Raw genomic sequence first — 16,878 nt, 5'->3', positions numbered from 1 at the left:
GGCGGTCCACCACCCGGGGACGCCGGACGCCGTCCTCGCCGTCGCCTTCGCCGCCGACCCCGCGCAGTGGCCGGCGGACCTGCTGGCCGCCGAGGCCGCCCGGTGACCGCGACCCCGCCGCTGGGCGAGCAGCTGCGCGGCCTGGTCGAGTCGCTGACCGGTGCGCTGGGCGGCGCGGCCGGCGAGGACCACGCCGCGGAGTGCCGTACCTGCCCGGTGTGCACCGCGCTGGCGGTGCTGCGCGGGCAGCGGCCGGAGCTGTCCGAGGCGCTGGCCGACCTGCTCACCACCGCGGCCACCGCGCTGCGCGGGTCGGCCCGCCCCGAGGACCCCCCGGCACCGCAGCCCGACCCCGGCCCGGCTCCCGCGCCGGTCCCCGTGCAACGCATCGAGGTGGCATGAGCTCGCCGCAGGACCTGCCGGCGCTGGGCATCGACATCGGCGGCACCAAGGTGGCCGGCGGCGTCGTCCTGCCCGACGGCACCATCACCGCCACCGCTCGCAGGGCGACCCCCGGGACGTCGGTGCGGGCCACCGAGGACGCGATCGCCGCGGTGGTCGAGGAGCTCGCCGATCGGCACGGCGGCCCGCTGGTGGGCGTCGGCGTGGGCGCGGCCGGCTGGTTCGACCGCACCGGCGACACGGTGCTGTTCTCCCCGCACCTGGCCTGGCGGAACCAGCCGCTGCGGCAGGACCTCGCCCGGCGGCTGCAGCGGCCGCTGTGGGTGGGCAACGACGCGGACGCCGCGGCGTGGGCCGAGTACCGCTACGGCGCGGCCCGCGGCTCGGACCTGGCCGTGATGATCACGCTGGGCACCGGGATCGGCGGCGGCATGGTCATCGACGGCCGGCTGCAGCGCGGCGCGCACGGCGTGGCCGGCGAGTGGGGCCACATGCGGGTGGTCCCCGACGGCCGGCTGTGCGCCTGCGGCAACCGCGGCTGCTGGGAGCAGTACGCCTCGGGCAACGCCTTGGGGCTGACCGCCCGCGAGGTGGCCACCAGCTCCCCGGCCGCGGCGGCGCTGCTGCTGGAGCGGGTGGGCGGCCGGGCCGAGCGGCTGACCGGCGAGGACGTCGCGACCGCGGCCAAGGCCGGGGACCCGCTCGCCCTGGAGCTGCTGGCCGACGTCGGCACCTGGCTCGGCCAGGGCATCGCCGACATGGCCGCGATCCTCGACCCGGACGTCGTCGTCATCGGTGGGGGCGTGAGCGTGCTGGGCGAGATGGTGCTGGGTCCGGCACGGGAGCGGCTGGAGCGGGCGCTGCCCGGTCGCGGCTTCCGCCCGGGCCCCACGGTGGTCGCCGCCCAGCTCGGCGCCCAGGCCGGTCTCGTCGGCGCCGCCGACCTCGCCCGCCAGGCCGTCGCCGACGGCACCGCCTAGGTGGACCGAGGGCCGACCCGCACGGCGGGAGGCGACGACGACGGCAGCCCCCCGAGGGACGAGCGGGGGCTGCCCGAGGAGGAGCAGGGATGGCTCAGCGGAGCGTGACCACAGCCCTGGCCGCGGTGGGAGCCCGGAGGGCGACAGTGGACACAGCTCAGACGACGGCGCCGTCGTCGCCGTCGTCGGGGCGGTCGCGCATCCGCGAGACCAGGACGGCGACCCCGCCCACCACGGCCAGCACACCGATGACGATGCCCAGGTCCAGGCTGAGCCCGATGGCGCCGGGGGCGATGATGCAGACCGCGCCTGCCGCGATGAGCAGCAGCGCGTACAGCGAGGCCGGCGCCGGCACCGGCAGCGGCGGGGGCGGCGGGGGCTCGAAGTGCTCCTCGGGCCGGTCGAGCACCGGGACCTCGGCCGGCGGGGGCGGCGGGTCGTCCCGCGGCTGCTCGGGCGGCTGCTCGGGCGGTGCAGGGGGTGCGCCGGCGGCGGCCTCCTCGGCCTGCCAGGCGGCGACGATGCGGGCGAACTCGGCGTCGGTGGCGGCGGCGTCCTCGGCGCGGTCTGTGCGCCGCCGCCGGGGGGTGGGCTCGGCCGCGGGGTGCTCGTCGGCGTGGGTGTCGACCAGGGTGCGGGCGTCGGCCCGGCGGGCGCGGTCGACGAAGAGCCGGTCGGTGGGCGGCGAGGGCAGGAACTGGGTGCGGGTGTAGGGCCCGGTGTCGGTGGAGGGCGCCAGGTAGGCGGCGATGCCCTCCTCGCGCAGCACGTCGAGCAGGTGCTCCCCGACCCGGGGGTCGACGTCGCGCAGGGGGTGCCAGAGGGAGGCGTCCAGGCCGTTGTCCCGACGGCCGCGCGAAGCGCTCATGCTGCCCTCCCGTGCACGGTGTCGAAGCGTTCCCGCCCGGTCGCCCGTTGTCCAGGGCCGGGCCGACCGGACCCCCGATTGTGACGCAGGTCGACGCTCCCTAGTCTGGCAGTCGCTGAGGGAGGCGCGTTGTTCTACTGGTTCCTCAAGTACGTGGCCATCGGGCCGGTCGTGCGGCTGGTCTTCCGGCCGCAGGCGACCGGTCTGGAGAACGTGCCCGCCCGGGGGGCCGCCGTGCTGGCGAGCAACCACCTGTCCGCCTCGGACTGGATCTTCATGCCGCTGGTGATCCGGCGGCGGGTGACCTTCCTGGCCAAGGCCGAGTACTTCACCGCACCGGGGGTCAAGGGCTTCCTGCAGCGGGTCTTCTTCGGCGGCAGCGGCCAGGTGCCCATCGACCGCACCAGTGCCGACGCCGCGGAGAACGCGCTGACCACCGGCACCCGGATCCTGCGCGAGGGCAAGCTGCTGGGCATCTACCCCGAGGGCACCCGCTCGCCCGACGGCCGGTTGTTCCGCGGCAAGACCGGGGTGGCCCGGATGGCGCTGGAGACCGGCTGCCCGGTGGTGCCCGTCGCCATGGTGCCGGGTCGCACGTTCTCGTTCCTGGGCAAGAAGCTGACCCGCGTCGACGTCGCCTTCGGCGAGCCGCTGGACTTCTCCCGCTACGCCGGGCTGTCGGGGGACCGCTTCGTCGAGCGGTCGATCACCGACGAGATCATGTACGAGATCATGCTGCTGTCGGGGCAGGAGTACGTCGACCTGTACGGCGCCAAGGTCAAGAAGTCGATGGACACCACCGGCGCGAGCGCGGTCGAGGTGGTCGGCCGGCTGCAGCCGCCGCCGCACGAGGCCGCCGACCGGCTGCCGAGCTCGCTGGCCAGCTGACCCCGCCGACCGGTCAGCGGGTGGTGATGCGGGCCAGCACCTCGGTGGCCAGCGCCAGCACCTCCTCGCGGGTCATCGTGGGGTCGGCGGTCCAGCCGATGACCAGGTCCTCGGTGAAGGCGAACCAGGACCGCACCAGCTGCCGGTGCCGGGGGTCGTCGGGCAGGCCGACGGTGGCCAGGGTGCCGTCGACCAGCCGCTCCCGCGCGCGGGTGTAGACGTCGGCCACCGCCGGGTCGCCGCCCACCGCGCCGCGGACGAAGGCGACGTAGCTGTCGCGGTAGGTCTCCACCCAGCCGACGAAGCGGTCCAGCATGCCGGCCTGCGCGCCTGCCCCCTGCAGGACGTGGTCGCACAGCAGGTCGGCGGCGGCCGTCGTCACCGCGTGGATGTAGTCGGCCTTGGTGGCGAAGTAGTGGAACAGCAGGCTGCGGCTGATGCCGGCCCGCCGGGCCACCTCGTCGATGGTCAGGTCCGGCACCGGGGTGGTGGGCAGCAGCTCCAGGCCGATCTCGACCAGCTGCGCGCGCCGGTCGGCGGCGGTGCGCCGCGCGGCGGTCACGGGGCCGGGAGCAACCGGCGGATCGCGTCGGTCACCAGGTCCGGGCGCTCCTGGGGCAGCATGTGGCCGCACCCGGGCACGATCTGCAGGTGCGCGCTCGGGATGGCCTCGGCCAGCTTCCCGGAGTGCGCCACGGGGGTCAGCTTGTCGGAGTCGCCGACCAGCACCTCCACCGGCACCCGCCCGAGCTCGGCCAGGGCCGCGGCCTTGTCGTGCGCACCGAGGGCGGGGTAGTAGGCGACGAAGGCCCGCACCGAGGACCCGGCCATGATCTCGGCCCCGCGGGTGACCATCTCCTCGGTGGCGTCGGCGCCGTAGAGGATGCCGCGCACGACGCGCCGGTGCCGCGGGTGCGCGGGCGGCACCCGGCGGCGCCAGCCCTCGACGCGGCGGGCGTGCGCGACGGCCCAGCCGCCGACGGCGGGCAGCAGCTTCTGCTGCAGCCGCTCCACGGCGGTGCGCGGCGGGTGCGAGAGCTCCCCGGCGGAGGTGTCGACCAGCGCGACGCCGCGGACCCGGTCGCCGACGAGCTCGGGGTGCGCCGCCGCCAGCGCCATGATCGTCATGCCACCCATGGAGTGCCCGCCCAGCACCACCGGCCCGGACGGCGCCAGCTCGTCCAGGACGGCCACCAGGTCCTCGCCGAGCAGGTCGATCGACACCGGGTCGGCGTCGCCCCAGGTGGACCGGCCGTGCCCGCGCTGGTCGTAGCGGACCAGCCGCAGCGCACCGGCCGCGACGTCGGGGGCCAGCAGGGCGGCGACGTCGTCCCAGGCCGCCTGGGCCAGGGTCCAGCCGTGCGCCAGGACGACGGTCACGGGCGCGGCGGGGTCGCCGTCCACGGTGGCGTGCAGCAGGGCGCCGTCCGGGGTGGGGACGGCGTGCACCTCGTGCCGCGTCGTCGGGGGCGTCGGGGTGGTCGCAGCAGCGGTGGTCACGCGGCCACCTCCACGGGTGCGCGCTCCGGCGTCCCGACGTAGTTGTCCCGGTCCAGCTCACGGGTGAGCCGGCGGAACCGGAAGGTGAAGTCCGGCCACAGCGTGGTGTTGTGGCCGTGCTCGTCGAGGTACCAGGACCCGCAGCCCCCGCCCAGCCACACCGTGCCCGCGGACCGCTGCGCGACGAGCTCGCGGTAGGCCTCCTGCGCGGCAGGGGTGGTCTCCAGGGTGGCCAGGCCCTCCACGGCCATCGCCCGCAGCGCCTCGCCGACGTAGGCCACCTGCGACTCGATCATGTAGACCATCGAGGTGTGCCCGACGCCGACGTTGGGCCCGACCAGCAGGAACAGGTTGGGGAAGCCGGCGACGGCGGCGCCGCGGTTGGTGACCATGCCCTCGCTCCAGACCTCGGCGAGGGTGCGGCCGTCGCGGCCCCTGATCCGGTGCGCGATGGGCAGGTCGGTGACGTGGAAGCCGGTGGCCAGCACCAGGGTGTCGGTGGGCCGCTCGACGCCGTCGCGGGTGACCACCGAGTGCGGCCGGATCTCGGCGATCCCGGCGGTGACCACCTCGGCGTTGGGGGCGGAGACGGCCGGGTACCAGTCGTTGCTGATCAGGATCCGCTTGCAGCCGATCGTGTAGTCCGGGGTGAGGGCGGCGCGCAGCTGCGGGTCGCGGACCTGGCGCTCGAGGTGGGTGCGGGCGAGCTTCTGCACCGGGGCCAGCAGCCGACGGTTCCTCGTCATGCCGAGCACCAGGAACTCCCGACCGGCGTACAGCGCACCGCGCACGGCCCGCTGCACGGCGGGGAACCGGCGGTACAGCGAGCGCTCGGCGGCGGTGGTGGGCCGGTCGCCGCGGGGGATGACCCACGGGGGGGTGCGCTGGTAGACCGCCACCGAGCCGACCCGCGGCTGGATGGCCGGCACGACCTGGATGGCCGAGGCGCCGGTGCCGATGACCGCCACCCGCTCGCCGTCGAGGTCGTGCTCGTGGTCCCAGCGGGCGGTGTGCACGACCGTGCCGGCGAAGCTCTCGATGCCCGGGATGTCGGGGTAGGAGGGGTCGGCCAGTGCGCCCGCGCCGGAGACGAGCACCTTCGCCCGGAAGGAGCCCGCGGTGGTCTCGACGTCCCAGCGGCGGGCGGCGTCGTCCCAGGTGGCGGCGGTGACCTCGGCGCCGAAGACGTGCTTGGCACGGACGTCGTAGCGGTCGGCGACGTCGCGCAGGTAGGCGAAGATCTCCGGCTGCTCGGAGTAGGTGCGCGGCCAGTCGGGGTTGGGCGCGAAGGAGAACGAGTAGAGGTTGGACTGCACGTCGCAGGCCGCGCCCGGGTAGCTGTTGTCGCGCCACGTGCCGCCGACGTCGTCCCCGCGCTCGAGGACCACGAAGTCCTCGATGCCCTGCCGGCGCAGCTGGATGGCCATGCCCAGGCCGGAGAACCCGGACCCGATCACGGCGACGTGCACCTCGCGGGTGATGGGCGGGGAAGTCGTGCTGGTCACCGGTCGGCTCCTTCGCGGACGGCTTGCTGAGCAACGCTCAACAAGGTACACATCTGCTGAGCAGTGCTCAACAGCAACGCGACGACGAGGAGCCCCGATGGCCCGCAGGACCCCGAACACCCGCTCGCTGGCCGGCCAGGCCGTGCTCATCACCGGCGCGGCCCGCGGCATCGGCGCCGAGCTCGCCCGCAAGGCCGCCGCCCGCGGCGCCCGCGTGGCGCTCGTGGGCCTGGAGCCCGAGCTGCTGGCCCAGGTGGCGGCCGAGCTCGGCCCCGAGCACCTGTGGGTGGAGGCCGACGTGACCGACGCCGACGCCATGGCCGCGGCGGTCGCGAGGGCGGTGGACGTCTTCGGCGGCCTGGACGTGGTCGTGGCCAACGCCGGCATCGCCCCGATGAACACGGTGGCGACGGCGTCGGCGCGGGCCCTGGCGCGCACCGTCGAGGTCAACCTGACCGGCGCGATGCTCACCGCGCACGCCGCCCTGCCGGCGATCGCCGAGCGCCGGGGCCACGTGCTGCTGATCTCCTCGGCCGCGGCGTTCTCCGTGCTGCCGGGGCTGAGCGCCTACTGCGCGGCCAAGGCCGGTCTGGAGAGGTTCGGCGACGTGCTGCGGCTGGAGGTCGCGCACCGCGGTGTCACCGTGGCCAGCGCGCACCCGGTCTGGATCGACACCGACATGGTGCGCGACACCAAGGCGGCGCTGCCGACCTTCAAGGCCACCCTGGACCGGCTCCCCGGGCCGCTGGGCTCCTACACCTCGGTGTCGGACTGCGCCGACGCGCTGCTGGGCAACCTGGAGAACCGTGGCCGCCGCGTCTTCGTGCCCCGGTCGGTCGGCGTCGTCGCGGCCTGGCGGCAGGCGATCATCGGCGCGCTCGGCGAGAAGCTGGTGCTCGTCCAGGCGAGGACCGCCGTCCCGCAGCTGGAGGAGGAGATCGCCGCGCTGGGCGGTGAGGAGTTCGGCGCGAACTCCGTCGAGCGCCGCCGGTCGGCGCAGTAGCTACCGTTCGGCGGGTGCGGCGCTACTTCTACGACACCGAGTTCATCGAGGACGGCACCACCATCGACCTGGTGTCCATCGGGGTCGTCGACGAGACCGGCCGGGAGTTCTACGCCGTCTCCACCGAGTTCGACCCCGACCGCGCCATCCCGTGGGTGCGGCGCAACGTGCTGGACAAGCTGCCCCCGCCCTCGGACCGGGCCTGGCGCAGCCGGGCCCGGATCAGGGAGTCGCTGCTGGACTTCCTGACCGGCCCCGCCGAGGACGTGCAGCTGTGGGCCTGGATCGCCGCCTACGACCACGTCGCGCTGTGCCAGCTGTGGGGTGCGATGCCCGCGCTGCCGCGCCAGGTGCCGCGCTTCACCCGGGAGCTCAAGCAGTTCTGGGAGGACGCCGGGTCCCCGCCGATCCCGCGCAAGCCCGAGGGCGCCCACGACGCGCTCGTCGACGCCCGCCACGGCCTGGCCGTCTGGCGGGCGGTCTCCGGGGCGTGAGCCTCAGACGGTGAACACGGCGAGCAGCCGGGTCAGCTCCTCCGACAGCTCGGCCAGCTCGCCGGCCGCCGCCCGGGCGGTGTCGACGTCGGCGGCCGTCCGCTCGGCGTCGCTGCTGACCGAGGCCATCGTCGTGGACACCGCACCGGCCCCGGCGGCGACGGCGGCCACGTTGCGGCCCAGCTCCCCGGTGGTGGCGGTCTGCTCCTCCACCGCGGCGGCGATGGTCGCCTGGTGCGCCTCGATCGCGCGGATGACCTCGGTGATCCTGGTGATCGAGCCGACCGCGGCCCCCGTGTCGGCCTGGATGGCGCTGACCCGGCGGGTGATCTCCTCGCTGGCCCGCGAGGCCTCCTGCGCCAGGTCCTTCACCTCGGTGGCGACGACGGCGAAGCCGCGGCCGGCCTCCCCGGCCCGGGCGGCCTCGATGGTGGCGTTGAGCGCCAGCAGGTTGGTCTGCGCGGCGACCGCGGAGATCACCGACACCACCTCGTTGACCTCGGCCGAGGAGACGCCGAGCGCGGACACGGTGGCCTCGGTGGCGGCGGCGAGCTCGACGGCCTCCCGGCCCACCCGCGCGGCCTCGGTGGCCGAGCGCGACACCTCGGCGATCGAGGCGCCCATCTGCTCGGTCCCCGCCGCGGCCGCGGTCACGCCCTGGCTGATGCCGGCGGTGGCCCGGCTGGCCTCGCCCGCCTGGTCCCGGCTGCGCCCGGCCTGGTCGGCCAGCCCGTCGGCGACCTCCGACACCCCGGCCGCGGACCGGGCCAGTGCGGTGGCGCAGGCCCCGATGTCACGGACGGTGCCGGCCACCTTCTCCACGAAGCGGTTGAACGCCCGGGCCAGGTCACCGACCTCGCCGCGGCCGTCGTCGGCCACCCGCTGGGTCAGGTCACCCCCGCCGTCGGCGATCTCCTCCATGCGGTGCTGCAGGCGGGCCAGCGGCGCGGTCAGCCGGCGGCCCAGCAGCCAGGCCGCGACAGCACCGAGCACGGTGACCAGCCCCGCCGCGACCAGCAGGGCCACCAGCAGGGTGTCCCGGCCCTGCTCCAGGCGGGTCACCGGGCCGGCCGAGTCGGCGTCCACGGCGTCGACGGCGATCACCCAGTCCCACGGCGCGTAGTAGGCCACCTGCACGGTGTGCGTGCCGGTGGCGGCGTCCCGGTAGCGCACCGTGGCCTGCTCGCCGTCGCCCAGCGCCACGGCGGCGTCGACCACCTGCGCGGCCCAGGCCGTCCCGTCGGCGTCGGTGCGCTCCAGCGCGGACTCGCCCTCGCCGCTGCCGTCCTGGGTCAGCAGGACGGTGCCGCGCCGGGTCCCGGTGCCGCCCAGCACGGTGACCGACCCGTTCTCCCCGACCCGGGTGGCCTGCAGCGCCTGCCGCAGGGTTGGCAGCGCCTCCTGCTGCTCGCCGACGTAGAGCATGCCGATGACCGCACCGGACGCGTCGGTCAGCGGGCTGTAGGCGGTGACGTACCAGGAGTCGACCACGAACGCGGTGCCCCGGTAGGTCTGCCCCGACATGACCGCGGAGACCACGGCGTTCGGGGTGCCGTCGGACCCGGTCGCGGGGATGTACGTGCCGATCGCCCGGGCGCCGGTGGTGCCGACGACGTTGGTCGCCACCCGCAGCATGTCGCCCGAGGGCATCAGCTGGAACACCGTCGCCGTCCCGCCCACCAGGTCGCGGACCTGGTCGACCACCGGGGTCGGCGTCCCCGGGTCGGCGTTCTGGCCCAACCACTGCCCACCGACCAGCAGCTGCGGCAGGGTGGTGTCGGTGGTCTCGCCGCTGACCTGGTCCTTCGCCGTCCAGGCGACCTGGCGGGTGCCGATCGAGGCGCCCCCGGCCTGGCCGAGCACGTACTGCGCGACCGCCAGGTCGTCGTCGACCTTGGCGGCGGTCGAGGCGCCCTGGGTGGAGACGACGTCGTAGACGCCGGTGGTGGTGCGCGCCAGCCCCGCGTCGGTGAGCGCCTGCACGTCGGTGCGGGCCTCCCCGGCGAAGCGGTCGCTCTGCCAGGCGCTCACGCCGGCGAGCGCGGCACCCGTGAGCACCGTGCTGGCCAGCGCGAGCGCGACCACCTTGCTGCGGATGCTGGAGAGCACCGGGTCCCCTGTCGGTCGGGCCGGGGAGGTCCCCCGACCCGACCGTCATCGGCGGTCCCCGCCCCGATGTGGACCGCTAGGCAGGTGCGAGCCGGGCCCAGTCCTCGGGGTGGCGCTGCAGGTGCTCGCGCACGGTCAGCGCCGGGTGCCCGGTGAAGGCGCGCACGACGTCGCTGACCGTCGCCATCTCACCGGCCGCGATCGCGGTGTAGCTGGTCACCCAGCCCTCCACCTCCCAGTCCGGCGCACCGCTGGGACGCCGGGTGGCCCAGGCCTGCTCGACCGTCTGCGCCTGGTAGCGCACGTCCCGGCCGGTCACCTCGGCCAGCACCGCGGCCGCCTGGGCCAGGGTGAGCGCCTCGGGCCCGGTCACGTCCAGCACCCGGCCGTCGGTGCTGGGGTGGTCGGCCAGCAGGACGGCGGCGGCCACCTCGGCGGCGTCGTCCCGGGACACGAAGGACGCCGCGCCGTCGCCGGCCGGGGCCGCGATGACCGCACCGCCGTCCTCGGTCGGGGTGGCGAAGAACGGGACGAAGTCGGCGTACATCGAGTTGCGCAGCACCGTGGTGCGCAGACCCGTGTCCCCCAGGGCCTCCTCGGTGGCCGCGTGCGTGGCGGTGAGGGTGAAGGTGGCCCCGGCCTCCGAGCCGAGGAAGGAGGTGTAGACGATGCGCTCCACCCCCGCGGCGACCGCGGCCCGCACCGCGGCCAGGTGCTGCTCGGTGCGGTCGGCGGCCTCGGCCGCGCTGACCAGGAACAGCGTGTGCGTGCCGGCGAGGGCCTCGGTCATCCCCGCCTCGTCGGCGTAGCCCCCGGGCTGGGCCACCACGGCGGCACCGGGCAGCCGCGGTGCCCGCGAGGCGTCGCGCACCACCAGCCGGAGCGTGGCATCGTGGTCGGACGTCGCGGGGGCCAGCAGCCGGGCGACCCGGCCACCCAGGGCCCCGGTCGCCCCGGTCACGGTGATCAGGCGGGTCATGCTGTCCTCCCGACGGTCTGCGCGGCCGGTCTGCCCGCCCGCCGTACCCTTCCTACGTGAGTCTGACCGAACCCGCCGAGCTGGTCCCGGGCCTGGACAGGTGGCGCGAGCTCCCCGCCGCGCAGCAGCCGAGGTGGCCCGACCGCGCGGCGCTGGACGCCGTCCTGGCCACCCTGTCCTCCGTCCCGCCGATCGTCGCGCCCTCGGAGGTCGACAGCCTGCGGGCGCAGCTGGCCGACGTCGCGCAGGGCAAGGCGTTCCTGCTGCAGGGCGGCGACTGCGCCGAGACCTTCGACCTCAACACCGAGCCGCACCTGCAGGCCACCACGCGCACGCTGCTGCAGATGGCGGTGGTGCTGACCTACGGGGCCAGCGTCCCGGTGGTCAAGGTGGGCCGGGTGGCCGGGCAGTACGCCAAGCCACGCAGCTCCGACACCGACGCGCTGGGCCTGCCCAGCTACCGCGGCGACATGGTCAACTCCTTCGCCCCGGACCCGGTCCAGCGCATCCCCGACCCCAACCGGCTGGTGCGGGCCTACGCCAACTCCGCCGCGGCGATGAACATGATCCGGGCCTACGCCCGGGGTGGCCTGGCCGACCTGCACGCGGTGCACAACTGGAACCAGGACTTCGTCGCCTCCTCGCCGGCCGGCGTCCGGTACGAGGTCATCGCGCGCGAGATCGACCGCGCGCTGGGCTTCATGCGCGCCTGCGGCGTCGACGACTCCGCGCTGCGCAGCGTGGAGCTGTACAACAGCCACGAGGCGCTGATCCTGGACTACGAGCGGGCGCTCATGCGGCTGCACGACGGCCGGCCCTACGCGTTGAGCGCCCACTTCGTGTGGGTCGGGGAGCGCACCCGGCAGATGGACGGCGCGCACATCGAGTTCGCCTCCCGGCTCGCCAACCCGGTCGGGGTCAAGATCGGCCCGACGACGACGCCCGAGCAGGCCGTCGAGCTCGTCGAGCGCCTGGACCCCGACGGTCTGCCCGGCAAGCTGACCCTGATCAGCCGGATGGGGAACGGCAAGATCCGCGACGTCCTGCCGGCCATCGTGGAGAAGGTCACCGCCAGCGGCCACCAGGTCGTCTGGCAGTGCGACCCGATGCACGGCAACACCCACGAGTCGACGTCGGGCTACAAGACCCGGCACTTCGACCGCGTGGTCGACGAGGTCCTCGGGTTCTTCGACGTCCACCGGTCGCTGGGCACCTGGCCCGGCGGCATCCACGTCGAGCTCACCGGCGAGGACGTGACCGAGTGCCTGGGCGGCGCCATGGATATCAGCGACGAGGACCTCGCCAGCCGGTACGAGACCGCCTGCGACCCCCGGCTGAACACCGGCCAGTCCCTGGAGCTCGCCTTCCTGGTCGCGGAGATGCTCCGTGGCTGAAGGAGGACCCCACTGCCCCCCACCACTCGCGGGCTCGCGGCGGGCCCCTGCAGCGGGGCCGAGAGGCACAGCGGAATGACTCTGGTCGATCTGCGGTCGGACACCGTCACCAAGCCGACCGCCGCGATGCGGCGGGCGATGGCCGGGGCGGAGGTAGGCGACGACGTCTACGGCGAGGACCCGCTGGTCAACGCGCTCGAGGAGCGGGTGGCGGCGATGTTCGGCCACGAGGCCGGGCTGTTCGTGCCGTCGGGGACCATGGGCAACCAGATCGGCATGCGGCTGGTCTGCCAGCCCGGCCAGGAGGTGCTCGGGGACGCCGAGGCGCACGTGGTCACCTACGAGATGGGTGCCGCCGCCGCGGTCTTCGGCCTCTCGACCCGCACCGTGGTCAGCGACGGCGGGGTGCTCTCGGCCGACCAGCTGATCAGCCAGGTCCGGCCCTTCGGCAACTGGCACCTGACCCCGACCGCCGCGGTGGCCGTGGAGAACACGCACAACCGGGCCGGCGGGCTGGTGCAGCCGCTGGAGGAGCTGGAGAAGCTGTTCGCCTGGTCCCGGGACGCCGGGGTCTCGGTGCACCTGGACGGCGCCCGCATCTGGAACGCCGCCGTCGCCTCGGGTGTCCCGCTGGACACCTACGGCCGCCTGGCCGACACCGCGTCGGTCTGCCTGTCCAAGGGCCTGGGCGCCCCGGTCGGCTCGGTACTGGTGGCCGGCGCCGACCGCATCGCCGAGGCCCGGCTGTGGCGCAAGCGCCTGGGTGGGGGGATGCGGCAGGTCGGCGTCCTGGCCGCCGCGGGCCTGCACGCCCTGGACCACCACGTGGACCGGCTGGCCGACGACCACGCCCGGGCGAAGCAGCTCGCGGAGCGGCTGGGGGTCGACCCGGCCGGCGTGCACACCAACATGGTGGTGCTCGACGGCGTCGCCGCCCCGATGCTGGCCGCCGCGGCCAAGGGCGAGGGCGTGCTGGTCAGCGAGGTCTCGGCGACCCGGGTGCGGCTGCTGACCCACCTCGACGTCGACGACGCCGGCCTCGACCGCGCCGTCGAGGTCCTGGCCCCGCTGCTGTAGCTCCCGCGCAGGAGTCCGTCCCCCTGCACCCGATCTCGTGCAGGGGGACGGAGTTCGACCAACCTCCCTGATCCACGCCGGGGAGGGGCGGGGGCGAGCCGTGCCGCCCCGTCGCGATCAGCCGAAGGTCACCAGGATGGTCACCGAGGTGCCCGGGTCGACGACCTCGCCGGCGCCCGGGGTCTGGCGCAGCACGGTGTCGCCGAAGAACTGGGTGACCGAGACCTCCAGCCCCGCGGCCTCCAGCGCGGCCACGGCGTCGTCCTTGGACTGGCCCACGACGTTGGGCACCGTGACCTGCACGGGCCCCACCGAGACCGTCAGCGTGATCGTCGCGCCGTAGGGCTGGGTGCCGTCCGGGGAGGTCGAGATGACCTGACCGGTGGAGACGTCGTCGCTGCGGCCCTGGTCCCGGGTGACGTCGAAGCCCAGGCCCTCCAGCGTGGTCTGCGCGTCGTCGGGGTCGGTGCCGGCCAGGTCGGGGACGGCGACGGTCGCCGCGCCGTCGGAGACCTGGATGGTCACCGTCTGCCCACGGCGCAGCTCGGTGCCCGGGGCCGGGTCGATGGCCATCACCGAGCCCGCGGCGACGTCGTCGCTGCGCCCGGACGTGCGGGCGACCTGCAGGTCCCCGCCCAGGGCCTCGATGGCGGTCTGCACGTCGTCGGCCGGCTGGCCCAGCAGGGTGCCGTCCACGGTGAACCGCTCGGGCCCCTTGGACACCGTCAGCGCGACGTCGCTGCCGATGATGATCCGCGCGCCGTCGGCGGGGTCGGCGGAGATGACGGTGCCGGCCGGCACGTCCTCGCTGAACACCTCGCTCACCACCGGGTCCAGCCCGGCCTCCTGCAGGAACCCGATCGCCTGCTGCTGGCCCTGCCCGGAGACCTGGGGGACGTCGGTCCACCGGCCCGAGCCCAGCCACCAGCCCACCGCGCCGATGGTCACCGCCATCAGCAGGACGACGGCGACCGCCAGCCGCACCCGGCGCCGCCGGATGTGGTCGGGGACCCCCACCCGGGGCAGCGGCCGGGGGGTGGTGGTGTGGGGCGGACGGCGGCCGGCGACGGCGCCGGTGGGCGGCAGCGGCACCATGGCGGTGCGGCCACCGGGGCGGTGCGGCGAGATGACCTCGGTGCGCGGGTCCTCCCCGGGCCGTGCGGCCGAGGGCCGGTTCACCGGCCGGATCGTGGTGGTCTGGGTGCTGGCCCGACCGGTGGGCACCGGGGTGCGGCCCAGCCCCAGGTCGCGCGAGATGTCCTCGATCTCGGCCAGGAAGGCGCCGGCGTCCAGCGGCCGGGCGCCGGGGTCGCGACGGGTCGTGCGGGCAACCAGCTCGTCGACCTGCCAGGGCACCGACGGCGTCTCCTGCGACGGCGGTGGCACGTCGTGGTGCACGTGCTGGTAGGCCACGGCCAGCGGGGTGTCCCCGGCGTAGGGCGGGTGGCCGGTGAGCAGCTCGTAGAGCACCACGCCCGCGGCGTAGACGTCGGAGCGGGCGTCGGAGCGGCCGCGCTCGAGCTGCTCGGGGGACAGGTAGGCGACGGTGCCGATGAGGACGCCGCCGGTGTGGCTGGTGTGCCCGGTGCCGGCCACCGCGCGGGCCAGCCCGAAGTCGGCCACCTTCACCTGGCCGGTGCTGGAGATGAGCACGTTCTCGGGCTTGACGTCGCGGTGCACGATGCCGGCGCGGTGCGCGGCCGTGAGCCCGGCGAGCACGGGCTCCATGACGGCGAACGCCTCGCCGACGGTGAGCCGGCCCCGGGCCTGCAGCAGGTCGCGCAGCGTCCGGCCGCGGACGAGCTCCATGACCAGGTAGACCAGGCCCTGGTCGCTGCCCTGGTCGCTGACCCCGACCACGTTCGGGTGGCTGAGCATCGCCGCCGCGCGGGCCTCGCGGATGAACCGGTCGACGAACGCCGGGTCGCGGGCCAGGTGCTCGACCATGATCTTGACCCCGACCTGCCGGTGCAGCCGGAGGTCGGTGGCGGCGTAGACGGTGGACATGCCACCGCGCGCGATGCGCTCCTCGAGGCGGTAGCGCCCCTCCAGGACCAGCCCCAGCACGGGGTCGGTCACGGCGGTGTCCACGGCGGCGAGTCTACGAGCGCGGGCCAGCACCCGAGGTCAGCGACGCGGGGGGTGCTCGTCACCGTCGTCGTCGGCGTCACCGCGTCGTCCAGCCGTACCGGGTGACCAGGTCCGGGGTGGCCCCGTCCGGGGAGGCGACCCCGCACAGCACCATGGTGTGGGCCAGCTCCCCGGTCAGCCCGGTCAGGACGGCGGCCACCCCCTCGGCCCCGCCGCAGGTCAGCCCCCAGGTGGTGGGCCGGCCGAGGAAGACCGCGCGGGCGCCCAGGGCCAGCGCGACGAGCGCGTCGGAGCCGGTGCGCACTCCGCCGTCGGCGTAGACCTCGACGTCGGAGCCGTCGGGGGCGGTCTCGCCGCGGACGGCGTCGACGACCTCGGGCAGGGCGTGCGCGCTGGGCACCACCAGGTCGACCTGCCGGCCGCCGTGCGCCGACACCCAGACCGCCGAGGCGCCGGCCTGCACGCACGCCACGGCGTCGTCCCCGCGCAGCACGCCCTTGACCACGACCGGCAGGCCGCTGAGCTCGGCGAACCGGGCGATGTCGGCCAGCACCCAGCCGGGGCTCTCGTTCGCGGCCAGCGGGGGCCGGTCGTCGGGGGCGGGGTGGTTGGCCATCCGCAGCCCGGCGGGCAGCGCGAAGTCGTTGCGCAGGTCGCGGTGCCGGCGGCCCAGCACCGGCAGGTCGACGGTGAGCACCAGGGCCCGGTAGCCGGCGTCCCCGGCCCGGCGGGCCAGGTCGTCGGTGTGCGCGGGGGAGTGCTGGGCGTAGAGCTGGAACCACGCCGGCGAGCCCGCGCCCGCGGCGACGACCTCCTCGACGGTGTGCGTGGCGCTGGTGGACACGCACATCAGCGCGCCCGCGGTCGCCGCACCCCGGGCGGTGGCCAGCTCGCCGTCCGGGTGGGCCATGCCCTGGTAGGCCCAGGGCGCGACCCCGACCGGGGTGGCCACCGGGCTGCCCAGCAGCGTGGTCGCCGTCGTCGCGGTCACCCCGCGCAGCACCCGGGGCCGCAGCCGCCACGTCCGCCAGGCCACCGGGGCCTCGGCCAGCGAGGTCTCGGTGCCCGCGCCGCCGGCGTAGTAGTCGAACACCGCCGGGTCCAGCAGGCCCCGGGCGCGCTGCTCGAGGTCGTCGAGGTCCAGGAACGGCGGCGGCGCGGTGGGGTCGGCGGGGCGGGCGACCTCGCCCGGGGCACGGCGGCGCTGGGTCTGACCGGTCATGCCCCCGACCTAAACTGATCGCGTGGAGTTCTACACCCCCCAGGACGTCGCGAAGCTCATCGGTGTCTCGCCCAACCGCGTGCGGCAGCTGGTCAACGACGGCAAGCTCCTCGCCCTGCCGGGCAGCGGGCGCAGCAAGATCCCGGTCGACGTCATCCAGGACGGCGAGGTGCTGCGCCACCTGCCCGGCCTGCTCACGCTGCTGCACGACGGCGGGTTCTCCGACCAGGAGGCGTTCGACTGGCTGTTCCGGGAGGACGAGTCCCTGCCGGGGACGCCGATCCAGGCCCTGCGGGACGACCGGCACACCGAGGTCACCCGCCGGGCGCAGGCACTCGCCTTCTGAGGGCGTTCCGAGCCGTCCGG

General features: G+C 75.4%; 16 protein-coding genes. 8 read left to right on the top strand and 8 right to left on the bottom strand.

Annotated features, from left to right (window positions below; genetic code table 11):
• Window positions 1-102: 102 nt before the first annotated feature.
• Both NH342_RS08310 and NH342_RS08305 read left to right on the top strand, forming a co-directional pair.
• Window positions 103-402: a hypothetical protein gene (locus NH342_RS08310; protein WP_253013608.1), complete on the top strand. Its 300-nt coding sequence runs from the start codon at window positions 103-105 to the stop codon at window positions 400-402.
• Complete coding sequence (locus NH342_RS08305) at window positions 399-1,382, top strand: ROK family protein (RefSeq protein WP_253013606.1); 984 nt, start codon at window positions 399-401, stop codon at window positions 1,380-1,382. Before NH342_RS08310 ends, NH342_RS08305 begins: the two co-directional genes overlap by 4 nt.
• A 157-nt stretch (window positions 1,383-1,539) precedes the next feature.
• On the opposite strand, the gene NH342_RS08300 is transcribed toward NH342_RS08305, so the two are convergent.
• Window positions 1,540-2,250 (bottom strand): hypothetical protein, encoded by a 711-nt coding sequence (locus NH342_RS08300; RefSeq protein ID WP_253013604.1) that lies wholly within the window; start codon window positions 2,248-2,250, stop codon window positions 1,540-1,542.
• Between the two features lie 129 nt (window positions 2,251-2,379).
• On the opposite strand from NH342_RS08300, the gene NH342_RS08295 reads away from it, so the two are divergent.
• Window positions 2,380-3,138, top strand: coding sequence for a 1-acyl-sn-glycerol-3-phosphate acyltransferase (locus NH342_RS08295; protein ID WP_253013602.1), 759 nt, complete (start codon window positions 2,380-2,382; stop codon window positions 3,136-3,138).
• A gap of 13 nt (window positions 3,139-3,151) precedes the next feature.
• Here the strand turns inward: NH342_RS08295 and NH342_RS08290 are convergent, their stop codons facing one another.
• From NH342_RS08290 to NH342_RS08280, 3 genes are read right to left on the bottom strand one after another with little or no spacing between them, the layout of a single operon-like run.
• The gene (locus NH342_RS08290; RefSeq protein ID WP_253013600.1) at window positions 3,152-3,700 is read right to left on the bottom strand and encodes a TetR/AcrR family transcriptional regulator; all 549 of its coding nucleotides are present in this window, start codon (window positions 3,698-3,700) and stop codon (window positions 3,152-3,154) included.
• Window positions 3,697-4,638, bottom strand: a complete 942-nt coding sequence (locus NH342_RS08285; protein ID WP_253013598.1) for an alpha/beta fold hydrolase — start codon at window positions 4,636-4,638, stop codon at window positions 3,697-3,699. Before NH342_RS08285 ends, NH342_RS08290 begins: the two co-directional genes overlap by 4 nt.
• Window positions 4,635-6,143, bottom strand: coding sequence for an NAD(P)/FAD-dependent oxidoreductase (locus NH342_RS08280; protein ID WP_253013596.1), 1,509 nt, complete (start codon window positions 6,141-6,143; stop codon window positions 4,635-4,637). The genes NH342_RS08285 and NH342_RS08280 overlap by 4 nt, the downstream gene beginning before the upstream one ends.
• A gap of 97 nt (window positions 6,144-6,240) precedes the next feature.
• On the opposite strand from NH342_RS08280, the gene NH342_RS08275 reads away from it, so the two are divergent.
• Both NH342_RS08275 and NH342_RS08270 read left to right on the top strand, forming a co-directional pair.
• Window positions 6,241-7,146, top strand: a complete 906-nt coding sequence (locus NH342_RS08275) for a short-chain dehydrogenase/reductase (RefSeq protein ID WP_253013594.1) — start codon at window positions 6,241-6,243, stop codon at window positions 7,144-7,146.
• 14 nt (window positions 7,147-7,160) lie between these two features.
• Entirely contained in the window at window positions 7,161-7,640 is a 480-nt protein-coding gene (locus tag NH342_RS08270; protein ID WP_253013592.1) for a polyadenylate-specific 3'-exoribonuclease AS, read from the top strand.
• 3 nt (window positions 7,641-7,643) lie between these two features.
• Here NH342_RS08270 and NH342_RS23880 read toward each other — a convergent pair whose 3' ends face one another.
• Both NH342_RS23880 and NH342_RS08255 read right to left on the bottom strand, forming a co-directional pair.
• On the bottom strand, window positions 7,644-9,749 hold the full coding sequence (locus NH342_RS23880) for a methyl-accepting chemotaxis protein (RefSeq protein WP_308200624.1): 2,106 nt from the start codon (window positions 9,747-9,749) through the stop codon (window positions 7,644-7,646).
• Between the two features lie 76 nt (window positions 9,750-9,825).
• Window positions 9,826-10,728 carry an NmrA family NAD(P)-binding protein gene (locus tag NH342_RS08255; RefSeq protein WP_253013590.1) on the bottom strand — a complete coding sequence of 301 codons (903 nt, stop codon included), beginning with the start codon at window positions 10,726-10,728 and terminating at the stop codon, window positions 9,826-9,828.
• Between the two features lie 56 nt (window positions 10,729-10,784).
• Here NH342_RS08255 and NH342_RS08250 point away from each other — a divergent pair, with 56 nt between their 5' ends.
• Together NH342_RS08250 and NH342_RS08245 are read left to right on the top strand one after the other, a co-directional pair.
• Window positions 10,785-12,122, top strand: a complete 1,338-nt coding sequence (locus NH342_RS08250) for a class II 3-deoxy-7-phosphoheptulonate synthase (RefSeq protein WP_253013588.1) — start codon at window positions 10,785-10,787, stop codon at window positions 12,120-12,122.
• 75 nt (window positions 12,123-12,197) lie between these two features.
• Window positions 12,198-13,199, top strand: coding sequence for a low specificity L-threonine aldolase (locus NH342_RS08245; RefSeq protein WP_253013586.1), 1,002 nt, complete (start codon window positions 12,198-12,200; stop codon window positions 13,197-13,199).
• Window positions 13,200-13,316: 117 nt separating this feature from the next.
• Here the strand turns inward: NH342_RS08245 and pknB are convergent, their stop codons facing one another.
• Together pknB and NH342_RS08235 are read right to left on the bottom strand one after the other, a co-directional pair.
• A complete protein-coding gene (gene pknB / locus NH342_RS08240; protein WP_253013584.1) occupies window positions 13,317-15,290 on the bottom strand; it encodes a Stk1 family PASTA domain-containing Ser/Thr kinase in 1,974 nt (657 codons plus the stop codon).
• A gap of 76 nt (window positions 15,291-15,366) precedes the next feature.
• Entirely contained in the window at window positions 15,367-16,512 is a 1,146-nt protein-coding gene (locus NH342_RS08235; protein WP_253013582.1) for an alpha-hydroxy acid oxidase, read from the bottom strand.
• A gap of 22 nt (window positions 16,513-16,534) precedes the next feature.
• Between NH342_RS08235 and NH342_RS24145 the strand changes: the two genes are divergently transcribed.
• Window positions 16,535-16,858, top strand: a complete 324-nt coding sequence (locus tag NH342_RS24145; protein WP_253013581.1) for an Rv2175c family DNA-binding protein — start codon at window positions 16,535-16,537, stop codon at window positions 16,856-16,858.
• Window positions 16,859-16,878 lie beyond the last annotated feature (20 nt).

Source organism: Klenkia sp. PcliD-1-E, from assembly GCF_024124375.1.
Classification (GTDB): domain Bacteria; phylum Actinomycetota; class Actinomycetes; order Mycobacteriales; family Geodermatophilaceae; genus Klenkia.
The sequence above is the reverse complement of the archived record's forward strand: the minus strand, read 5'-3'. Positions and strand labels throughout refer to the sequence as shown.

Bases quoted from the DNA above. Each gene is read 5' to 3' on its own strand.
- NH342_RS08305 (WP_253013606.1), top strand. From the start codon at position 399: ATGAGCTCGCCGCAGGACCTGCCGGCGCTGGGCATCGACATCGGCGGC.
- NH342_RS08300 (WP_253013604.1), bottom strand. From the start codon at position 2,250: ATGAGCGCTTCGCGCGGCCGTCGGGACAACGGCCTGGACGCCTCCCTC.
- NH342_RS08275 (WP_253013594.1), top strand. From the start codon at position 6,241: ATGGCCCGCAGGACCCCGAACACCCGCTCGCTGGCCGGCCAGGCCGTG.
- NH342_RS08255 (WP_253013590.1), bottom strand. From the start codon at position 10,728: ATGACCCGCCTGATCACCGTGACCGGGGCGACCGGGGCCCTGGGTGGC.
- NH342_RS08245 (WP_253013586.1), top strand. From the start codon at position 12,198: ATGACTCTGGTCGATCTGCGGTCGGACACCGTCACCAAGCCGACCGCC.
- NH342_RS08235 (WP_253013582.1), bottom strand. From the start codon at position 16,512: ATGACCGGTCAGACCCAGCGCCGCCGTGCCCCGGGCGAGGTCGCCCGC.